Raw genomic sequence first — 1497 nt, 5'->3', positions numbered from 1 at the left:
TGCATGACCGGCTTCGGCGAGGCGTCGCGGATGACGCAGTTCAAGGACAAGTCCGCGCGCCAGGAGCAGTCCGTCGGCGTGGGCCTGTTCACCTACCCGATCCTGCAGGCCGCGGACATCCTGCTTTACCAGGCGCACTACGTGCCGGTCGGCGAGGACCAGCGCCAGCACCTGGAGCTGACCCGCGACCTCGCGACCCGCTTCAACTCGCGCTACGGCAAGACCTTCCGCCTGCCGGAGTCGTACATCGTCAAGGACACCGCCAAGATCTTCGACCTGCAGGACCCGACGGCGAAGATGAGCAAGTCGGTGCCCGGCGGCGTCGTCGAGCTGCTGGAAGACCCGAAGCGCTCGGCCAAGAAGATCCGCTCGGCCGTCACCGACACCGGCCGCGAGATCATCTTCGACGTCGAGAACAAGCCGGGCGTCTCGAACCTGCTGACGATCTACTCGGCCCTGACGGGTCGTTCCGTGGAGTCGCTGGTTCTCGACTACGACGGGAAGGGCTACGGCGACCTGAAGAAGGACCTCGGCGAGGTCTTCACCGAGTGGGTCACGCCGGTCCAGGAGCGGGTTCGCACGTACCTCGACGACGTGGCGTCGCTGGACAAGATCCTGGCCCGCGGCGCCGAGCGCGCGCGTGATGTCGCGTCCGGCACGTTGCGCCGCACGTACGAGAAGATCGGGTTTGTTCTGCCTGAGTAGTGCACTTGCACTAGCGTCTCCGACGTGGACAAGTGGCGGCGGAAGTACGCGTGGCTCGACCACATCATGCTGGCGTACGAGCGCTACACCGAGAGGTACGGCACCCACTACGCAGCCGCCGTGACGTACTTCAGCGTGCTGTCGCTGGTGCCCATCCTGATGATCGGCTTCGCGGTGGCCGGCTTCGTGCTGCAGTCCCAGCCGGACCTGCTGGCCGATCTGCGCACGGCGATCGCCGAGGCGGTGCCGGACACGCAGCTTCGCGAGCAGATCAACGAGGCAGTGAACACCGCCCTGGACTCCAAGGGCACGGTCGGCATCATCGGTCTGCTCGGTGCCGCGTACTCCGGTCTGGGATGGATGAGCAACCTCCGGGACGCCCTGACCGCGCAATGGGGGCACGCCAAGGAGAACCTGCCGTTCCTCGGCACGTTGTGGCGTGACGTGGTGGCGTTGATCGGGCTGGGGCTGGCGATCGCCCTCTCGTTCGGCATCACCGCGCTCGGCTCCGGGTTCGCCAAGGAGGTGCTGGAGTGGCTGGGGCTGGAGGACGCCGGCTGGGCGCACGTCCTGGTGCGGCTCGGCTCGATCCTCCTGTCGTTGCTGGCCAACTGGATGGTGTTCCTGTGGGTGCTCGCGCGGTTGCCGCGCAAGCCGGTGGGGTGGCGGTCGGCGCTGCGTGGGGCTTTTGCGGCTGCTATCGGGTTCGAGGTGTTGAAGCAGGCCGCGACTGTGTTCTTGTCGTTCGTCACGTCTTCGCCGACTTCGGCCGCGTTCGGGTCGGTGATCGGT

Annotated in this window: 2 protein-coding genes; both read left to right on the top strand. The window is 66.7% G+C overall.

Annotated elements, in window-relative coordinates; genetic code table 11:
• On the top strand, positions 1-705 hold a 705-nt coding region (gene trpS, locus B0F77_RS46115; RefSeq protein WP_086669343.1), incomplete at its 5' end, for a tryptophan--tRNA ligase.
• A 24-nt stretch (positions 706-729) separates the two neighbouring features.
• The coding region (locus B0F77_RS46110; RefSeq protein ID WP_245849538.1) for a YhjD/YihY/BrkB family envelope integrity protein at positions 730-1497 on the top strand (768 nt) is incomplete at its 3' end.

The sequence above is a fragment of the Lentzea kentuckyensis genome, assembly GCF_002150765.1.
GTDB lineage: Bacteria > Actinomycetota > Actinomycetes > Mycobacteriales > Pseudonocardiaceae > Lentzea > Lentzea kentuckyensis.
The sequence above is the reverse complement of the archived record's forward strand: the minus strand, read 5'-3'. Positions and strand labels throughout refer to the sequence as shown.